Source organism: Lactococcus protaetiae (assembly GCF_006965445.1).
Taxonomy (GTDB): Bacteria; Bacillota; Bacilli; order Lactobacillales; family Streptococcaceae; genus Lactococcus; species Lactococcus protaetiae.
This window is the reverse complement of the sequence record NZ_CP041356.1, coordinates 671,182-690,501: the sequence shown is the minus strand read 5'-3', so window position 1 is coordinate 690,501 and position 19,320 is coordinate 671,182. Positions and strand designations below refer to the sequence as shown.

Below are 19,320 nucleotides of genomic sequence, written 5' to 3'. Positions count from 1 at the left end.
AGGGCAACTCGCCACTGAATTTAAGGTACAACCTCTAGGTGTAACAACTAAGCGACCTGTACGCAGCTAAAGCTACAACAGTCTGCTTAATATCAAAGATATGAGGTCACACCTCCGCTTCGCTTCGTTATCCATTCGCTCTATCTACGCTTTGCTACGTTGTCGATTTCACTAACCGACTAAAGTCGCAAGTTCAAATCGCAATCGACTAAAGTCGCAAGGCGAAGTGGTCTTGTCCAAGAAGCCTAGGCGCTAAAAGCGCCAACGCCCTATGGCAGTCGGACGAAATTCAAAGTTGCCATTTCGCCTTATCGCTTTAGCGATTTAGAGCGAATGGACAGCGTAGCGAAGCGGAGATAGTGCTGCTTCATCCCCTATTGCGATTGCGACTAGGCGCTTCAGCGCCTTAGCGAGCATCGACAGCGTAGCCCAAAGGGCGGAGATAGCATGCACTTACTTCGATAAAATCAAGAACTCTAAAAAATCGTAAGGCAGAAATCGCTCTACGATTTTTTAACAAAAGAAGCCACTGAATAGTCAGTTGATATAAGCTTCTGGAAGTACGAATTGTCCATGTTTTTCAAATTCTAGCGCTAATTGTAAAAGTAAAAGCTCTGAATTTTTAGGTCCCCAAAGTTGCACGCCCTGTGGTAAATTCGTGGTTTCTTCTACATAGACCGGCAGAGAAAGTGCGGGTTGACCTGTCAGATTACTGATAAAATTGTAAGGTGTAAAGGCTAGCGACCTCTCAAATGCTTCTTCAATGATTTTTATCTGTTGTTCAAAATCATATTGCGCAATGTGTGTCATTTTTTCTAAGATTTCTGCCGACATCAACGTTTCACCAATTTTGGGAGCTGTTTTGGCTGTTGTTGGTGTAATAAAAAGATCAAATTGATTAAAAATCTTTTCTTCAAAAGTTGCTGCCGCCAAATCCCATTCATCCAAAGCATTGATATAACTGGATACAGGTGCTTTTCGACCAGCTTCTAAGAGTGCATAGGTAAGTAGTTCAACATCATCTTTTGTGATTTTTCGACCAACTGCTTTTTCCCACGGTTCAAGCATAGCAATCGTTTCAGCTGCATTCATACGGTAATACGACTGTATAAGAGCGCGCGCATCAAGCGGAAAATTAATTTCTGTCACTTCATGCCCTTGTTTTTCTAAAAAGTCAATCGATTTTTTTAAGGCATTCTTTGAAGTTTCTGAAATTTTTATCCCCTCAATAGGGCTATTAAAGGAAATAGCGATTTTTAATCTTCGTGATGGTACTGATAGTTCTGTTAGTAACTTTTTATCAAGCAATTGTGCTGGATAAGGCTGCGCTTCTTGTAAAGTTTGCATTTCTGCAACAAAGTTTGCCACATCACGTACAGAAACTGCCAGACTCCCCGAAATAGAAGCTCCTTGCCAACCTCGATAGCCCGATGGGCCTTGCGGCATACGTCCTCGTGTCATTTTCAGTCCAATCAAACCAGAAAAAGAAGCTGGGATTCGAATTGAACCGCCACCATCAGAAGCTCCAGCCATCGGAAACATTCCAGAAGCTACTGCGGATGCTGCACCACCAGATGAACCTCCCGAATAATAAGCCGGATTCCATACATTACGCGTATCACCATAAAGTCTAGAGTCCGAAATATTTTTAAAGCCAAACTCTGGTGAATTTGTCTGACCAAAAGGTGTTAGTCCTGCTTTCATCAGAGCTTTCACGTAGTTATCATCGCTACTAGCTACTGAATCTGCAAATAGACAAGAACTTGCCGTAGCTGGCAGTCCAGCATGACTTTGTCCAAGCATTTTAAGTGCGAAAGGTACACCTGCAAAGAAACCCGATTGAGTGACTGACAAGTCTGACTTTGCTAAATCAATATTGTCAGCAACCACGGCATTATAAAGTGGATTGAGTTGTTCAATTTTATCTTTAGTCTTAGAGAGTAAATCTGCTGCTGAGATTTCTCCTGTGCGAATCTGCTCCGCCCAATAGGTTGCGTCTTTAATCATAAGATGTGAGTCCAACCATTCTGAAGAGATGAAAAATGCCATTTGACTCTTTGCGTATTAGCGTATAAACAAGCCAATGGAGGCGTAGGCTCTGAGCACAGCTCAAGCCCCGTTTTATCTTTTTTCACTTTCTTCAAGAAGACAAACTCAATTCCTTTCTATTCTCGTTGAGAAAAAAGCAGGCATCAGCCCACTTTTATTTTCGGTCAAAAATTATCCAGCTCTTCGTAAAGTAATTTTTGTGCCACGCTTGGATTAGCTTGACCTTTTGTTGCTTTCATGAGCTGTCCGACAAGTGCTTTAGCAGCATTTTGTTTTCCGGCTCTGTAATCAGCGACAGATTTTTCATTATTCGCAAAAACTTCTTGGATAATTGGAATCAAAATAGCTGGATCAGAAATCTGCACAAGTCCCGCTTTTTTAACAAATTCTTCCGCTGAACCACCATTTTTCGCCAATTCAATAAAGACTTTTTTGGCAATTTTTGATGAAATTGTCCCGTCAGCAATCAACCGAATCATTTCGGTCAGGTTTTCTGGAGTCAAAGCAATCTCATGTAATTCTTTTTTCTCGCTATTGAGATATTGCGCCACTTCACCCTGAAGCCAGTTGGATACGAGCTTAGCATCGGTGTCAAATTTGACCGCTTCATCAAAGAAATCAGAGACTTCTTTTGTTGCAGTTAACTGACGCGCATCATAGTCTGACAAGCCCAAATCATTGATATAATGGGTACGGCGTGCCTTTGCAGTCAAAGGCAACTCATCCCTCATAGCAGCAATCCACTCGTCAGAAATCTCAAAGCGCGGTACATCTGGCTCTGGGAAATAGCGATAATCAGATGCCCCTTCTTTAACTCTCATAAGGATGGTTTCACCCGTTTTGTCGTTAAAACGACGCGTTTCTTGGCGAATTTCACCACCGGTGCGCAAGATTTTTTCTTGTCTTGCCACTTCAAAGTCCAATGCTTTTTTTACATTAGAAAACGAGTTCATGTTTTTGACTTCGGTCTTGACACCAAAAGCTTCTTGACCATAAGGACGCAAGCTGACATTGGCATCACAGCGCATCGAGCCTTCCTCCATCTTAACATCAGAAATGCCAGTGTAAAGGATGGCTTCTTTAAGTGCCGTCAGATATGCATAAGCTTCCTCAGGTGTGCGCATATCCGCCTCAGAAACAATCTCAATCAAAGGCACACCTTGACGATTGAGGTCAACGTAAGAATAGCCGTCCGTGCCGTGCGTGTTTTTACCTGCATCTTCTTCGAGGTGAGCGCGTTCAATGCGGATAGTTGCTTTATGTCCGTCTTCTAGCTCAATCTCAATCGATCCATTATAGCCAATCGGCTCGTCAAACTGAGAAATTTGATAAGCTTTTGGGTTATCTGGATAAAAGTAGTTCTTACGATCAAAATGCATGGATTTATGAATATCCATATTTAAAGCGAGTGCCGCCTTTATTCCAGCTTCAATCACGCCTTTATTCATGACAGGCAATACCCCTGGTAATGACCAATCAATCACATTTGTATTGGTATTAGGGTCGCCACCGAATTTTGTCGAAGCTGGACTAAAGATTTTTGAGTTTGTATTCAATTCAACGTGGACTTCAAGTCCGATTACTGTTTCAAAGTTCATTATTAACCTTTCATCTCGCCAAAGCCGACTAAGACCACCGACCAAAGTCGGTGGTCCAACTCGCCCTAAGCGATAAATTCGTTCGAACGGCACTGTACCGATTTTGAGACTCGATACGGTGCTCACTCTCTACTTCATTTTTTTCACAACAGGCAACCAAATCTCACAATAATAATCTTCCGCAAACGCATCGCCGTCTGGATTATACTCAATCTGCGGACCATTTGCGATTTTATAGTCACTATTTGGCAACCATTCCGCAAAAATATCCTGCCAAGCTTTTTGAACAGCAGCAGGTTGCGCACCCTCAACGGCAAAAACCGCATAAGTCGCCGCCCCTATCGAGAGTTGTTCCAAATCAGAAGTTTGCGCAGTCGTTGCTCCCGCAATCCAGTAATCAAAAGTCTCCGTTTCGCTGTCCTCATTGGCACAAATGCCCAAAACTGTCTGTGGAAAAACATCGGAAAGCGTCAAAAGTCGCTCATAATCATGCTTCGACAGATTGTCCCACATTTTCGGAATATCACGAAAATTTGCACCGTCTTTACTCGTAAATCGTCCTCTAAATCCAACCGCTGTAAAAGCTGGTTTTTCTTCGATTTTTACTTTCATTTTGTTCTCCTAATCAATATGCTGCTTGTTCTCTTTAGCTAATTTTTCAAGTAGTTCAAACTGGGCATACGTATTACGATGCTCGGACAGGTTCAAATTTGACAAATCTACAAAATCGAAAAAACGACTTTCTGTAGTTTCACTATTTTCCGTAAACTCCCCTGAAATTACTGAACACTCAAAGACAAATTTATAATATTGTCTTGCCTGAGGCTGCCATTTCTCTGTGTCAAATACAGCAAGCAACCGATTAACTTTCCCTGTCAGACCAGCTTCTTCAAGCAATTCTTTGAGCACATCTTCTTTTGCCGTCAGACCAATCTCACCGTAGCCCCCAGGCATCGCCCAGTCACCTCTTACCTTGTCACAAATCAACAAAATTCGTCCTGCTTCATCCCGTACAAACGCCCGCACATCAATCATCGGAGTCGGATAATAAGCAGTTGGGCGAAAAGCTTCCGTCAATTCACATTTTGACAAATCTGTCAAATTTTCAGTCAAATCAGAGGCTAGTTCTTTCAGCTCCGTATAACGTTCTCGGTCAAAAATGTCTTTGGCATAGATTAATCCGCTGTCTGCAATGGCATTCATTCGCTTGATTATTTTTGCAAAATCTTCCATATTATTTATCAAAAATCACAGGCAGGTGTTGGTGAAAGTCTGTTGTTGCTTCAAACGCGCCAGCGACTTGATAAATCGTAGCCTCGTCGTAGCGTTTACCAATCAACTGCATCCCGACAGGCAAACCGTCCACAAATCCAGCAGGAATCGAAATCCCAGGCAGACCAGCTAAATTGACAGGAATCGTCAACAAATCCGCCAGATACATGGCAATAGGGTCGTCAACACGCGCTCCCAAATCCCAAGCAGGTGTTGGCGCAGTAGGACCTAAAATCAAATCATAATTCTCAAAAACCTTAGCAAAATCATTGATAATCAGCGTGCGAACCTGTCCTGCCTTCTTGAAATGTTTATCGTAAGAACCCGCAGAAAGACTGAACGTCCCCAGCATAATCCGGCGTTGAACCTCAGGACCGAATCCTTCGGAGCGAGATTTGACATAAAGCTCTTCAAGATTATTAATATCTTGCGCGCGATAGCCATAACGAATCCCGTCAAAACGTTGCAAGTTTGAGCTGGCTTCAGATGAAGCGATGATGTAGTACACAGCGACACCGTATTTACTATGTGGCAGGCTGACTTCTTCAACAATAGCGCCCAATTTTTCCAAATGTTTAGCTGCTGCTAAAATTTGTTCTTTGACTTTTTCATCAATGCCCTCACCAAAATATTCTTTAGGAAGAGCAATCTTCATTCCTTTGATGTCTTGACCAATCTTGCTTGTAAAGTCAGGTACTGCAACATTTGATGAGGTACCATCATTTTTATCGAAACCAGAGATAACATTTAGCAACTGAGCATTTTCTTCAACTGTTGGCGTAAGAGGGCCGATTTGATCTAAAGATGAAGCGAAAGCAATGAGTCCAAAACGGCTGACCCGACCATAGGTGGGTTTCAAGCCAACAATTCCGTTGAAAGCGGCTGGCTGACGAATTGAGCCACCTGTGTCTGAACCAAGAGATAAGCGAACCTCTCCAGATGCTACTGACGCAGCTGAACCTGATGAAGAACCTCCAGGTACTTTTGTTTGATTCCAAGCATTCTTTGTTGGTTTTACCGATGAATTTTCACCTGAGCCACCCATGGCAAATTCGTCCATGTTGAGTTTACCAATAGTGATTAAACCATTTTCAGCTAATTTATCAGCCACTGTCGCATTATAGGGAGGAATCCAACCACCAAGAATCTTTGATGCAGCCGTTGTCTCAAGACCTTCTGTTACGATATTATCTTTGACACCAATAGAAATACCATCTGTCAGTACTTCTGGATTTACTCCACGCGCATCAATCGTCGCAGCTTGTGAAAGAGCTCTATCCGCATTTACTGACAGAAATGCGTCAATGACAGGCTCACGTTTTTCGATGTCTGTCAATACGGATTGTGTCAGCTCAACAACTGACAATTCCTTATTGACCAAAAGTTGGTGTAATTCTTTGATTGTTTTGTTATTGTATGACATTTTATGCGTCACCTCCGTCGGAAAGCATGGCAGGGACTTTGATAAATCCGTCTTGTTTTTCAGGCACAGCAGCCATTAGTTTTTCACGGTCAACGCCTGCTTCTGCCACATCCTCACGCATAAAGTTCAGATTATCTGCTACATTCATCGTAAAAGGAATCCCCTCAGTATCTACTTCATCTAGCATTTCAACCATGTCAATGATTTTTCCAAAAGTTGCTGTGAAACCTGACACTTCTTCTTCCGAGAACTCAAGCTTTGACAAAAGTGCCACGTGCTTGACTTGCTCCTCTGTAATTTGACTCATCTTTTAATCTCCATTTTCAAAGAGTATATTCTTGTTAATTATACCAAAAAATCAGCAGTTTGACAGGTTTGTCAGCATACTGACAGAAATTTTCTTCTTAAACAAATAACAAAAAAACTCTGACCATTTCAAGGCAGAGTTTTCAGATTTAAGCTTTAATTAGAAGTTACGTCCAGCAAGTTTGTCAAACAAACCTGTGTTGAGAACTTTAAGGTAAGTTCCTTTCATACCGAGCGAACGAGATTCGATAACGCCCGCAGATTCAAGCTTACGCAAAGCGTTGACAATGACAGAACGTGTAATCCCAATTTTGTCAGCAATGACAGAAGCAATGACATGACCTTCTTCACCATCAAGCTCTTCAATAATCGCTTTAACAGCCTTCATCTCTGAATAAGAAAGCGTATTGACTGCCATTGTAGCCATTGTATCCTTACGGATATTTTCTTCCATTTGTTCAAGTTTGAGATTTGAAAGTTGAACGCCAATAACTGTTGTTGCCAACTCAACCAAAATAAGGTCATCATCCGTGAACTCACCATCTTCACGCCACATGATAAACGTACCTAAACGCATACCAGAACCATAGATTGGTGCCAAAGTTGTCACTCCATTAGGGAAATTACTGAGTACTTCTTCTGGGAAAATCGCTAAAGGCTTGTCAACTGGAACATTTGCCATTGTATCATAAATACGAACCGCAGCCCGAACATATTCATCAGGTAACTTACGGTCATAGAAAAATTGGTCAACACGTTCGTTATTAGTATTGTAAGGTAGTGAGTAACCAAGTAACTCGCCCTTCGTATTAATCACACAGGCATTACAGTCAATGACATTTGCTAAACGTTCAGTCATGCTATTGTATGGAAGTTCCTGCTGCAAATCAGTCACTCCATCTTGCAAAATCGCAGTGATTTTACGTGTTTTTTCAAGTAATGTAGCCACTTTGTTCTCCTAGTTTTTTTAGATTCTTGTCTTTATACAAAATTTTTCATAATCAGTATAACATAAAACATAGATAAAAACAATAAAAATTTGTCAGAAAATTATCATCAATAAAAGAGACGTATGAATCTTTCATACATCTCATAATCAGCTTTTATCTTCTATATTGATGCAAAAAACGTTCCATTTTTTCTTGAATTTCTGCCAACTCGTCAACTCTAGGCAAATAAACAATTCGGAAATGGTCTGGTTGATTCCAGTTGAATCCTCGCCCGTGTACTAACAAGATTTTCTCTTGCTTCAAAAAATCTAGTACAAACTGTTCGTCATTGTCAATTCGGTACATTTCACGGTCAATCTTTGGGAAGATATAGAATGCCGCCTGTGGCTTAACTGCCGATAATCCCGGAATAGCATTGATGGCATTATAAATAAATTCACGCTGTTCATAAATACGTCCACCAGGTAAAAGTAACTTATCAACAGACTGAGTACCTCCGAGTGAAGTCTGGACAACAGATTGCGCCAAAACATTTGAACAAAGGCGCATTGAAGCAAGCATATTCAGCCCTTCAATATAACCCTTAACATGAGATTTGTCACCTGATAAAACCATCCAGCCCACACGGAAACCTGCAATTCGATGAGATTTTGAGAGACCATTCATTGTGACCACGAAAACATCTGGAGCAAGACTTGCAATCGGTACGTGCGTAGCACCATCCATCACTAGTCGATCGTAGATTTCATCAGAAAAGATAATCAAATCATGTTCACGAGCAATTTGCACAATTTCTAGTAATAATTCCTTAGAATAAAGCGCACCAGTCGGATTATTAGGATTAATCAGAACAATCGCTTTTGTATTGTTTGTGATTTTTGATTTAATATCATCAATATCTGGGAACCAGCCTGCCTGCTCATCACATATATAATGCACAGCTTTACCACCAGCTAAGCTAACCGATGCTGTCCAAAGTGGATAATCAGGCATGGGAATAAGAACTTCATCACCTGTGTCGAGCAAGCCTTGCATACTCATTACAATGAGTTCAGAAACACCATTTCCCGTATAAATATCATCAACATCAACATTTGGAAAACCTTTAATCTGACAATACTGCATAATAGCTTTACGTGCAGAAAAAATCCCTTTTGAGTCAGAGTAACCCTCACTCTCCACTGCATTTTGAATTAAATCACGAATCACTTCATCAGGTGCCAAAAAACCAAATTCTGCGGGATTTCCCGTATTTAGACGCAAGATTTTTTCACCATTGGCTCGCATCCTCTGCGCCTCATCAAGCACTGGGCCACGAATATCGTAACTAACATTATCTAACTTATGTGATTTTTCGAATTCTTTCATGGTTAACCTCGATTCCAGATACTATAGCTAATTTGTTGTAAAAAGCGACAACAAATTAATCTTGCTACACAAACTTCATGGCGCTGTTTCTGACAAACTTTTCTGTCATCTTCGCGCCTTCGGCGCTCGATTGTCCACACCACGGGTATCCATGCTCGCTAAGCGCCTAAAGTCGCGAGTCAAGTCGCAGTACTGGCAGATTCTTATTTCTTCTGATAAATAAGGAAATGCTTTCCTGCATAAGGGGCTGTTTTGTAATTTGATGACAGCAATTGAGACAAATTTTTAGGTACAGCTTGTCCAGCCTCAATGACGATGTACTTATCTTTAAGACTTGCAACCTTTAAGTCATAGTTCTGAGTAAATTTTATTGGATAATCTGCTGGAACATTATCTAGTGTGGCAATCTTTCTTGTTAAATTATTGATATTTTTGTCAGCACCAAATACATAGACTCTATCTGTTGCTTTACCATTTTCTTGTATAAACTGAGCAATAGCTTTTTCTTCTGTAAAAATTGCGTTATTCAAATGATGATAGGCAAACGGTGCAGAGATGATAAATAGTATCCCTAAAATTGGTGCAAACAACCGATTTTGTAGATACTTCAGAAAAACTTGTTCTGCATCTTTAACTCCAAGTCCAGAGAAGACAACCGTAAACGGTAAGACAGCAAGAAGATTAGAGCTATCAAAAGTCTGAGCAAAGATAATCATCGTTGTCACAATGACTGTGCCGACTAATAATGTGGCATACCAAATTGTTGCGCGTCCTGCATTTTTTATTTGGATGACCCTTGCACAAAGCCTGTTACAATTCCAAAAATCAGAGTTAATACAAGTGCCTTAGCAATCGTAAGTAGAAGGCTATCCGTTGGACCAAAATGAGTCAAAGGAATCAAAACGGATTGCTCAATCGAAGTATAAAGCGTCTGCTGATTGAGTGCATAATAAGCTACCGAATAACCTATAACTGAAATCCCTAAGATAACTGCTAACATCTGATAGAAACCGTGCCAAAAACGTCGATGAGAAACATTATAAATCAACAATGCAATTGCCGAAAAGACGAAGAACATTGTCATAATCGGTGAAATAACTAAGGTTACTGCACCAGCCATTCCAAAACGGATAAATCCTCTATCAGTTGATTCTTCTCGGAAATAATCATTCAAGAATTTAACTGCCCAGAGAGCAAACGGAAGTGCAAATAATGTTGGAGCATCTCCACCTCTCGCCAAACCAGCAACAATAATCAATGTGAAATTTGAGATAATTGTAGCTGCATTTTGACTTTTAGTCTGATTAAACACAAGTTGGAAAGTTATAATACCGCTAATAAACAGGGCAACAACTTCTAATATCCATAAAATAAGGGTGCTTCCTGCAAAATTCCCAAGCCAGTTCAGAACATAAAATAACGTTCCACCCGTACCATAGAAATCATTAAAAGGAACTAATCCATGCTGCATGGCTAAACCAGAATAAAGATTTTGTGACTGGAGCGGTGTCGCAAGTTGATTCCAAAACGGAAAAGCATAAAAACTCAACCCAAGAAGCAAGGATACCACAGCTTGAATAACTACGGCTGTCACTGATAAGCCCGAACTTTCGCGACTTACAGTAGTATGTCTAGAAATTCTCTCACGGTTTTGACCTTCTAGCTCGCCTAAATTTTCAGTTACTTTATCTGCCGTAGCTTCTACGATATCAAAATCTTTTCTCGCTCGGCGCGATAATCTACGCTCATGACGAGATGAACGTGCTCTATATTCGTTTGACATGATGTCCTCCACTGCTTTTTTCAACTTTTTCTAATACTGTTTAAATTTCTAAAAACGTTTTTAGAAATTACTCTGCTGTGCCACGTTGTCAATACGCTGGGTGTCCATTTGTAATGCAGCTACGTGCTTCGCACGCCGTTCTATGAACGGCTCCGATGTCCTTTTGCTTGGCAAGCAAAAGGCAGTATATCTGTAGTTCATCTACCAACTATTTGTAGAAAAAATTAGTAGATGAATTGGTATAAATCATTGAAAAAGGTAGCCCTAACTGTTGTACTCATTTGATTCTAAAGATTATAAATATTTATCAAGTTTCATGAAACTGCTTTAATATCAAAATATCAAAGGTGGTGGGAAACACCACTATAAATGCTAAACTTTTATAACATTCACACAGTATTAGTAAATGAATTATATCAAATTTTTTGATAACACTCAATAAACTTAGAAAATTATAAACATAAAACACATAAAAAATCACTGACAAAACACTGTCAGTGATTAATTTTTCTCTATATTTTATCTGATTGTAACTTTATCAAAACAAATGCGGGCTAATTTCATTTTTTAAATTTACCGACTAAATAGATGACAAGTGCAACTATCGCGATAAATATCCAAAAATGTGGATTAAAAAGAAGCATAATCCCAGCAAAAATGATTCGAATGACAAGCAAAACCAATAGGATTGGCAAAATATATCTAAAGAAAATCTGTGTGGCAATGACGCCAAATACAACAAGCAGTATAGAAACAACTGCTACAAGAACAATCAGTCCTGATAAAAAGCCTAAAAACATTATTCTTCCTCCCGACGCATACACGCGCTATTTCTAATAGTAACGTCGTCCACCTCGACTAGCTTTGACTAACCAGATGATGAACGCCAATATAAGCACTGTCCCAATAAAATGCGGGCTAAACAGTAACATTAATCCGCCCAGAAACACGCGCAAAACCAATAAAATCAGTAAGGCTGGCAATACGAAGTGAAACAATCCTCTCACAAAAAGTAAGGCCGCCAAAAAGATAATCAGTACAAAAAACATTTATTTTCTCCTTTAGAGTATGTCGTGAGAAAGTTTAATCCTGTATACCACTCACCGTATCAGTCTCATCTTTCTATCACTCAATAGTTATTCTTTTATCAAATTTCTAATGTAATTTTCGTTATTTAAGATGATTCATTACCTAACTATTCTTACTATATTTTTATTATAACAGTAAAAAAGACCGATTTACTCGGTCTTTTGACTGATTTTTTATTATGGCAATTCTGTCAGCATCTATTTAGGGCTGACTGTATTTACCGCTGTTCCATCAGCATAGTTGATTTTAGCGTTTGGCGCATAATTATCAAGAACAACTACCGTTGCTCCACCATTACCTGTTTGTTCACGTCCTCCGCCCAACTTAATCGTTAAAGTCTGACCGTTTTTATCAATACCGACATAAGCCAAACGAATTTGTCTTGGTAAAAGTTCATTGCCTTTGTAAAGAGGGGTAACTTGATAATCAAGATAATAATTAGGATGATTTGCAAGCCAGCTATCTAGACGATTTTCATAATATAACATACTGGCTGTATTACTATCATTCATCCCAGTATAGTTTCCACCATTAAACCAAGCCGTTTCAGGTACTAAGTTGCGTGGTTCATCGTTTAATCCTGAAAATTGATAACCCACAAGATGACCTCTTGCCATTAACCACATCTTACCGATTGAACCATCAGATTTTTTATAATAAAAATCATAATTATGCCAACCAACAGGATTATAGTTTAACGGTTCACGTGTCACGTGAGGCTCTTGTGAATTTTTAAGTTGGATATGCGAATCCACTGCTCGACCTAGCGCATCAGTATTAGCCATTACCATTTGTCTTTTATTTTTAAAATCCAAAGGCTGCTGCTTAACACTTGTCGAAAGCACTTTGCCTGACGATGTTACGGTGCTTGTTTGAGCAGGCGCTTGGCCAATATTCAGATGTCCAGAGCCAAAATACCCCACTGCCAAAGCAATAATAATAACAACTAGACTAGTAAGAGCTTTTATTTGTTTCTTTTTCATAGCTTAATTATAGCATAGTGTTATAATAGAAATAGAAAAAATAATAAAGCTTTTATCAGCTGATAAAGATTTGCACGATAAATTATTGGAGGAATCATCATGTACGAATTTGAAAATCCTAGTCAGGAACAACTTTTTGACTATCTCAAAAAAGCAAAAACAATCGCAGTTGTCGGTATTTCAAACAAAACTGACCGTTCTTCTTATCTTATCGCACAAGGGCTGCAAAAAAATGGTTACAAAATCATTCCTGTTAACCCACTTCTTGAAGGACAAGAGTTACTCGGCGAAAAGGTTTATGCCTCCATCAAGGACGTCCCTATTCATATTGACATTGTTGATATTTTCCGTCGAAGCGAATTTTTAGCAGATGTTGCACGTGACTTTGTAGATACAGATGCCGATGTTTTTTGGGCACAACTTGGTCTTCAATCAGAAGAAGCCGAACAAATTCTACGCGCTGCAGGAAAAAACGACATTGTCATGAACCGTTGCATTAAGATTGAGTATGCTTATTCTGGACTAGGAAAAAAGTAATGATAAATCAGCTCAAAATCAATATCGTGACATTCTAGTCATCACTCATATATCCTATAAAACTTTAACGTGGAAATCAATACACAGATAGCTCAAAGTAGTCTATACAACATATTTACTCAGTTTTTTGATAAAATAAAAGAGTCGAATTACACAAAACTCTCGTCCACGTACGAGAGTTTTGTCTGTTTTCATACAAAATGATTGCGCATTCACATTAAAATAGCCCTTGCTTCTAACTTTTAAAAGAATCTTATGGGCAAATTATGGGGATAGCGCCGTTTTGTGTTTTGAGCTTGTGCAGCAACGTTGATACGTTGCCTTTTTTCACAACAAAAAACTATAGTATAAAAAATTTATTATTTGAAAGGACTCTCTTCACTTGAAAGAAAAATTATGGACAATGACCTTTGTCATTAATATGCTACTAAACTTTATCTTTTATCTCGTCTTCTACTTACCCACCGTTGTCATCGGTTCGATGGCAATGACTGAATATCATGCCTCAGCCAGTATTGCCGGTATCTTGTCTGGTATCTTCATTGTCGGCGGTTTCATTGCCAGGCTCTGGACAGGAAATAATATGAAACGTTTTGGAGCAAAAAAACTTCTTTATATTGGTACAATTATTTATTTTGTCCTTACTTTTGGTTATTTTGCAGTTCACAGCGTTGGTCTGCTCTTGCTTCTTCGATTAATTCACGGTGTTGGATTTGGTATCGCTGCAACCGCATCAGGAACACTTGCTGGAGCCATTGTCCCTGCTTCGCGTCGCGGTGAGGGGATTGGATATTATGCTCTTTCTGTAACATTATCTTCTGCCGTTGGGCCATTTTTATCTATGTTTCTTTATGCAAGTTCCGGTTTTAACATCCTCATTATTCTGTCTGCGATTTTACTTTTTGCTGCTCTTATCGGGATTTTTCTCCTACATATTCCTAAAACAACAACTCACACTTCTGTCAGTACTGACAAAAAGAAAAAATTTGCTTGGTCAAATTATTTTGAGAAGAAGGCTCTAACTATTTCACTCATCGCCTTTCTGATAGGTATTGCATATTCGAGTATTTTATCATTCATGGATGCCTATGCTTCATCGATCCATCTCGCACAAGCCGCTTCTTTCTTCTTTCTTGTCTATGCTGTCACCGTCCTTATTTCTCGTCCATTGACTGGCCGAATTTTTGACACTCACGGAGACAACTTTGTCATGTATCCGACCTACTTATTCTTCGCGATTGGATTGTTCTTGATTGGCCTAGCACATTCTGGCTGGATGCTCTTAGTTGCTGCTATTTTCATCGGTTTGGGCTATGGCTCATTCTCTCCTTTTGGTCAAGCAATTGCGATTCGTACTTCTGGGTTTGAACGTTTGGGTGTCGCAACTTCAACTTTCTTTGGTTTAATGGATATGGGTGTTGGCTTTGGACCATTTATCCTCGGCCTAATCATGCCTTTGCTTGGCTATCGTAATCTATATTTTGCTTCTGCAATTTTCTCAATTATCATTGCATTCATTTATTATTTGCTGCATGGGCGCCATATAAAAAAGAGTATTTGAGATTTTGTCAGCACAAAAAACTTCTGTCAGCATACTGACAGAAGTTTTTTCCTATAAGTGACCAATATTTTCATAGTAAGCAACACGAGCCATATTAATATAAGGCATTGTCCAAAATCCTGCAAGCCCACCAGAAACTCCGTACAGCACATACCACCAGAAGAAGCTGAAACTAAACACAAAGTAGTCGCCACGCAACCCTTTCATCATCGTCGCTGAATCTCGCAGAACATCCATCACCCCTGTATATTTGCCATGTTCTAACTGATCAAACAAAATATATGTCGATTGCGACCAGCCCAGAGAAAGATAAATCCCAATCGCCCAACCAATTATTGGAATGAAGGCGAGTAAGATTAAAATCAGTCCTTTCACAACATTCAACAAAATAATCTTGCCGGCAGAACCATCATGAAAAGGTACAAAAACATTGTTAAACTGTGGATTAGTACGTTCTCCACGGAAAATCTTGATATAATTAAAAATCGCTCCAGTCGTTACTACTGTCACAAATAGAGTAATTGCAATCCCAATAATCACACCCAAAAGTCCAAAGAATGTTATTGCCACCCAAGCGGCATTAGAAAGCGTATCTCCATGCATATTTCCATGCTCTAAAGATGTACGAATTCCATTTCCGCCACCTAAAATCCCCAAAATAATCGGGATGATAAATAGCAACATCTTCGCCATAAAGTTATCTCTTAGTGCTTCTTTAGCTTGCTCCTTTAATACTCTTCTTGGCATAAAATTTTCCTCCTCATCTTCTTATCCTGTTCTTATCTTAATATTATTATACCAGCAAAACTGTAAAATTTACTAAGACTTTCGCCTGATTTTTATTAAAGTTCCCCTATTAAAACATGGTATTTTTTGTTATACTTATAAGTGCTGATTTTTAACTTAGCAAGTATCTGCTAAGTTTCTCACCGATGAAATGTCATCATTTCAACACTGCTTAATCTTTAAATATCCCTTCCAAAGGTTACAGATAGGAAAGGCAGCGCTTTTCTTAACCCTATGCAGTGATATTTTATATTAAAGAAAAGGAAAACAAGCTCATCTCACAAGAGATGACTTGCATAACATTATGGTAGAACACGCAATAAAATACAGATTAATAAAAAAAGAAAAACATACTGGTGCAAGACTCGGTGAGATTATTACACCACACGGGACTTTCCCAACACCAATGTTTATGCCCGTAGGAACTCAAGCGACGGTCAAAACAATGAGTCCCGAAGAACTCAAACAACTTGGCTCAGGTATTATCCTCTCGAACACTTACCATCTTTGGCTCCGTCCAGGTGATGAGCTTGTTGCACAAGCAGGTGGACTTCATAAGTTTATGAATTGGGATCAGCCTATTCTCACAGATAGTGGTGGTTTCCAAGTTTACAGCCTTGTTCAAAATAAAAAAAATATCACAGAAGAAGGCGTGAAATTCAAAAGCCACTTGGACGGACGTGAACTTTTTCTCAATCCAGAAAAGGCAATTGGAATCCAAAACAATCTTGGCTCTGATATCATGATGTCCTTTGATGAATGTCCGCCATTCTATCAACCTTATGATTATGTTAAAGCTTCTGTTGAACGTACATCCCGTTGGGCAGAGCGTGGTCTAAATGCACACCGTAGAGCGTATGATCAAGGTCTGTTTGGTATCGTGCAAGGTGCTGGTTTTGAAGACCTTCGGCGACAATCGGCGAATGATTTAACTTCAATGGATTTTGCAGGATATTCTATTGGCGGTCTTGCTGTCGGCGAATCCCATAAAGAAATGAACGCTGTTCTGGACTTTACTACACCGATGTTGCCTGAAAATAAACCACGTTATCTTATGGGGGTGGGAGCACCTGATAGCTTGATTGATGGTGTCATTCGTGGAGTGGATATGTTTGACTGTGTCTTACCCACTCGCATTGCACGAAATGGAACACTAATGACTCATTTTGGTCGTGTCAATATAAGAAATGCAAAATATGAGCATGATTTCACACCGCTTGACCCGATGTGCAACTGCTATACTTGCACGAACTACACACGCGCTTATCTGCGACATTTAATCAAAGCAGATGAAACATTCGGCCTAAGACTTTGCTCATACCATAATCTTCATTTCCTTGTTAATCTCATGAAAGACGTCCGTCAAGCCATCGTTGACGATAATCTTCTTGAATTCCGCGAAGATTTTTGTGAACGTTATGGTTATAACAAGCCTGATGCCAAAGACTTCTAGTTCTTGAAATTTAATATGAAAAGTTGTATCATAATGGAAGTGGATTTTTTCACTTTCACTATAATGCCGACTTAGCTCAGTCGGTAGAGCACTTCACTCGTAACGAAGGGTCGTAGGTTCGATTCCTATAGTCGGCATTAAGTCAAAAGCCTTGTATCGTTGATATATAAGGCTTTTTTGTTTGTCTTTTTTATTTGCCCCTAAAATTGCCCCACTCACAATATCTTTCTAATTGCATCAAAACCTTCATCTCTTTTTTCAATTAACAAATGACGATAAGTCTTTTCAAATTGTATTACAGTATGACCCAAAACTTTTGCGCAAACATCAACAGGTATTCCTGAATGAATTAGATAACTAGCTCTAGTGTGTCTTAGACCATATACTGATAAATTACTAGGCTCTATTTTCATATCATCTAATATCTTTCTAAGTGTCTTATTACTTGATACCGTGCTTGGCACATCATGAGTTAAACCGTAATGTTGAAAAACTAAATTGTTTTTATTTTTAATATCTAATTCTGAATTACTAGATTTCTGCTCTTTTTTTAAACTTTTTAAAACTTCTATATCGTTTTTATTTAGTGGAATGTCTCTAATTGAAATATCAGTTTTTGGAGCAACAAATTTCCAAATTTTAGGCGAAGTGTTAAATCTTCGATAAGTATGAATTATTTCATTTTCAAAATTAATATCATTCCATGTAAGAGCAATTGCTTCTCCATATCTCATACCCGTAGAAAGCAAAATATAAAGGACATAAGGAACTACTGATTTTTTATAATTCAATCGCTCTCGTAATTCCTTTTGTAATTTTAATATATCTGATATGCTATGAAGATATTTATTCTCAATTAGTTTTGACTTCTTTTGTGTATTCAAATCTACACCTAATGTAAAATCATCAACAAGCACTTTATCACTTTTTGCCAACTGTATAGACTTATGAATGACACTATTTATTCTTTGCAAAACATCATAGCTAACTTTTTCCCCTAATTTATTCATTTTCTGCTGATACTGACTTGTCTTAATATTTTTTATTGGAATATCAAAGTTTTCTTGAATCACATTTTTATAATAAGAGTATTTTCTAAAAGTTGCTACTTCTAAATCTTTACTATTAATTTTTACATCAAACCAGTAATCATATAAATTAAGGAGTGTCATTTCTGGGCTTAACTTACTTCCGTTTTGAATTTCCTGAAAGATTGGACTTCCAGCTAGTTGAGCCATTCTCTTTGTTTTAAATCCACCTTGATAAGCTACACTTTTTCCTGATTCATCTCTAATTTCAAAATGCCAAAGTTTTTTTACTCCACGTTGCCTATATCGTATTGTTGCCATTAAGCTACCTCTGCTATTCCAATAATTTCAAAGATAAATTTAGAAGGCGCAAAGTTTTGCTTTCCATTATAAAAAGTAAATCCTGCTAAAACTGCCTTTTTTTTCGCATCATGAATTACTCTTTTCGCTTGTGTTGGTGGTAAACCCAACTGTATTAAATCTTCACAAGTAATTATAGGTTTACTAATCAAATTTCGATTCATAATATTTAATCTTCCTTCCTTTTCAATTTTTAAACACAAAAAAGAGCAAGATTTTTCCTGCTCTTTTCCTAATAGTAACCTTTTAGCCTATCATGCTTATTCCATAAGTAAGATTCCGCTTCGCTTAATGCTATCTCATAACCTCTAAAAGATGTTCCATATTTTCGATTGATATAATTTATAATTGATTCAATCTCCGCTAAACCTTCCCAAGTACGCGGTGCTTCACTTGCTCTACGTACTTTTTCAACATCTCGCCTTAAATCTGCTATTTGTTCTTCTTTAATCATAATCGTACTCCAATGCGATACTTAAATGTTTCTCGTCCGCAAAACCACCAAACATTTTTTTAAAGCGCTGTACTCCTAATTGTGATAAAACCCTGCCTTCTTGCTTACCAAAATAAGCACGTCTGAAATCAACCTCATAAAATTTATCTGTTTCAGTTTCCTGAATAATTTCTGCCGACATAGGAAAATATTTGAATAACTTATTCGTTTCTGTTTCTCTTAAATATACCTCAATCTCTGCTGTACGAGTGTTAACTCCGTGCTGTTCTTCATTAAAATTTGCACTTATATCAACATTATAAATCATAACTCTATCCTCA

20 protein-coding genes, 1 tRNA gene and 1 pseudogene are annotated in these 19,320 nt (G+C 38.6%); 4 read left to right on the top strand and 18 right to left on the bottom strand.

Annotated features, from left to right (window positions below; genetic code table 11):
* Window positions 1-537 precede the first annotated feature (537 nt).
* From FLP15_RS03580 to FLP15_RS03525, 13 genes and pseudogenes are all read right to left on the bottom strand, one after another.
* On the bottom strand, window positions 538-2,049 hold the full coding sequence (locus tag FLP15_RS03580; RefSeq protein ID WP_142766029.1) for an amidase family protein: 1,512 nt from the start codon (window positions 2,047-2,049) through the stop codon (window positions 538-540).
* A gap of 164 nt (window positions 2,050-2,213) precedes the next feature.
* Window positions 2,214-3,647 carry an Asp-tRNA(Asn)/Glu-tRNA(Gln) amidotransferase subunit GatB gene (gene gatB / locus FLP15_RS03575; RefSeq protein WP_142767419.1) on the bottom strand — a complete coding sequence of 478 codons (1,434 nt, stop codon included), beginning with the start codon at window positions 3,645-3,647 and terminating at the stop codon, window positions 2,214-2,216.
* Between the two features lie 129 nt (window positions 3,648-3,776).
* A complete protein-coding gene (locus FLP15_RS03570) occupies window positions 3,777-4,259 on the bottom strand; it encodes a GyrI-like domain-containing protein (protein ID WP_142766028.1) in 483 nt (160 codons plus the stop codon).
* A gap of 9 nt (window positions 4,260-4,268) precedes the next feature.
* Entirely contained in the window at window positions 4,269-4,880 is a 612-nt protein-coding gene (locus tag FLP15_RS03565) for an NUDIX hydrolase (protein WP_142766027.1), read from the bottom strand.
* A gap of 1 nt (window position 4,881) precedes the next feature.
* Complete coding sequence (gene gatA, locus FLP15_RS03560) at window positions 4,882-6,342, bottom strand: Asp-tRNA(Asn)/Glu-tRNA(Gln) amidotransferase subunit GatA (RefSeq protein WP_142766026.1); 1,461 nt, start codon at window positions 6,340-6,342, stop codon at window positions 4,882-4,884.
* Window position 6,343: 1 nt separating this feature from the next.
* Entirely contained in the window at window positions 6,344-6,649 is a 306-nt protein-coding gene (gatC, locus tag FLP15_RS03555) for an Asp-tRNA(Asn)/Glu-tRNA(Gln) amidotransferase subunit GatC (protein ID WP_142766025.1), read from the bottom strand.
* 159 nt (window positions 6,650-6,808) lie between these two features.
* A complete protein-coding gene (gene codY / locus FLP15_RS03550; protein ID WP_142766024.1) occupies window positions 6,809-7,597 on the bottom strand; it encodes a GTP-sensing pleiotropic transcriptional regulator CodY in 789 nt (262 codons plus the stop codon).
* A 154-nt stretch (window positions 7,598-7,751) separates the two neighbouring features.
* A complete protein-coding gene (locus FLP15_RS03545; RefSeq protein WP_142766023.1) occupies window positions 7,752-8,966 on the bottom strand; it encodes a pyridoxal phosphate-dependent aminotransferase in 1,215 nt (404 codons plus the stop codon).
* A gap of 203 nt (window positions 8,967-9,169) precedes the next feature.
* Window positions 9,170-9,691, bottom strand: coding sequence for a hypothetical protein (locus FLP15_RS12995; RefSeq protein ID WP_223804718.1), 522 nt, complete (start codon window positions 9,689-9,691; stop codon window positions 9,170-9,172).
* Window positions 9,692-9,747: 56 nt separating this feature from the next.
* Window positions 9,748-10,749 carry a hypothetical protein gene (locus FLP15_RS12990; RefSeq protein ID WP_223804717.1) on the bottom strand — a complete coding sequence of 334 codons (1,002 nt, stop codon included), beginning with the start codon at window positions 10,747-10,749 and terminating at the stop codon, window positions 9,748-9,750.
* Window positions 10,750-11,309: 560 nt separating this feature from the next.
* Window positions 11,310-11,549 carry a hypothetical protein gene (locus FLP15_RS03535; protein WP_120772881.1) on the bottom strand — a complete coding sequence of 80 codons (240 nt, stop codon included), beginning with the start codon at window positions 11,547-11,549 and terminating at the stop codon, window positions 11,310-11,312.
* A gap of 33 nt (window positions 11,550-11,582) precedes the next feature.
* The gene (locus FLP15_RS03530) at window positions 11,583-11,798 is read right to left on the bottom strand and encodes a hypothetical protein (RefSeq protein WP_120772880.1); all 216 of its coding nucleotides are present in this window, start codon (window positions 11,796-11,798) and stop codon (window positions 11,583-11,585) included.
* A 249-nt stretch (window positions 11,799-12,047) separates the two neighbouring features.
* Window positions 12,048-12,653: pseudogene (locus FLP15_RS03525) on the bottom strand (DNA/RNA non-specific endonuclease); the annotation flags it as partial.
* A 264-nt stretch (window positions 12,654-12,917) separates the two neighbouring features.
* Here FLP15_RS03525 and FLP15_RS03520 point away from each other — a divergent pair.
* On the top strand, window positions 12,918-13,358 hold the full coding sequence (locus FLP15_RS03520) for a CoA-binding protein (RefSeq protein ID WP_190288373.1): 441 nt from the start codon (window positions 12,918-12,920) through the stop codon (window positions 13,356-13,358).
* A gap of 382 nt (window positions 13,359-13,740) precedes the next feature.
* A complete protein-coding gene (locus FLP15_RS03515; RefSeq protein WP_142766020.1) occupies window positions 13,741-14,919 on the top strand; it encodes an MFS transporter in 1,179 nt (392 codons plus the stop codon).
* 51 nt (window positions 14,920-14,970) lie between these two features.
* Here the strand turns inward: FLP15_RS03515 and FLP15_RS03510 are convergent, their stop codons facing one another.
* A complete protein-coding gene (locus tag FLP15_RS03510) occupies window positions 14,971-15,666 on the bottom strand; it encodes a DUF975 family protein (RefSeq protein WP_142766019.1) in 696 nt (231 codons plus the stop codon).
* Window positions 15,667-16,009: 343 nt separating this feature from the next.
* Between FLP15_RS03510 and tgt the strand changes: the two genes are divergently transcribed.
* Entirely contained in the window at window positions 16,010-17,158 is a 1,149-nt protein-coding gene (tgt, locus tag FLP15_RS03505) for a tRNA guanosine(34) transglycosylase Tgt (protein ID WP_142766018.1), read from the top strand.
* 65 nt (window positions 17,159-17,223) lie between these two features.
* Window positions 17,224-17,295 (top strand) — tRNA-Thr (locus FLP15_RS03500).
* Between the two features lie 78 nt (window positions 17,296-17,373).
* Here FLP15_RS03500 and FLP15_RS03495 read toward each other — a convergent pair.
* The 4 genes from FLP15_RS03495 to FLP15_RS03480 are packed head-to-tail and all read right to left on the bottom strand — an operon-like array spanning window position 17,374 to window position 19,307.
* Window positions 17,374-18,507 (bottom strand): site-specific integrase, encoded by a 1,134-nt coding sequence (locus FLP15_RS03495; RefSeq protein WP_142766017.1) that lies wholly within the window; start codon window positions 18,505-18,507, stop codon window positions 17,374-17,376.
* A complete protein-coding gene (locus FLP15_RS03490; protein WP_223804716.1) occupies window positions 18,507-18,749 on the bottom strand; it encodes a DUF3173 family protein in 243 nt (80 codons plus the stop codon). The genes FLP15_RS03495 and FLP15_RS03490 overlap by 1 nt, the downstream gene beginning before the upstream one ends.
* 29 nt (window positions 18,750-18,778) lie before the next feature.
* Window positions 18,779-19,000 (bottom strand): hypothetical protein, encoded by a 222-nt coding sequence (locus tag FLP15_RS03485; protein ID WP_142766016.1) that lies wholly within the window; start codon window positions 18,998-19,000, stop codon window positions 18,779-18,781.
* Window positions 18,993-19,307 (bottom strand): hypothetical protein, encoded by a 315-nt coding sequence (locus FLP15_RS03480; protein WP_142766015.1) that lies wholly within the window; start codon window positions 19,305-19,307, stop codon window positions 18,993-18,995. Before FLP15_RS03480 ends, FLP15_RS03485 begins: the two co-directional genes overlap by 8 nt.
* Window positions 19,308-19,320 lie beyond the last annotated feature (13 nt).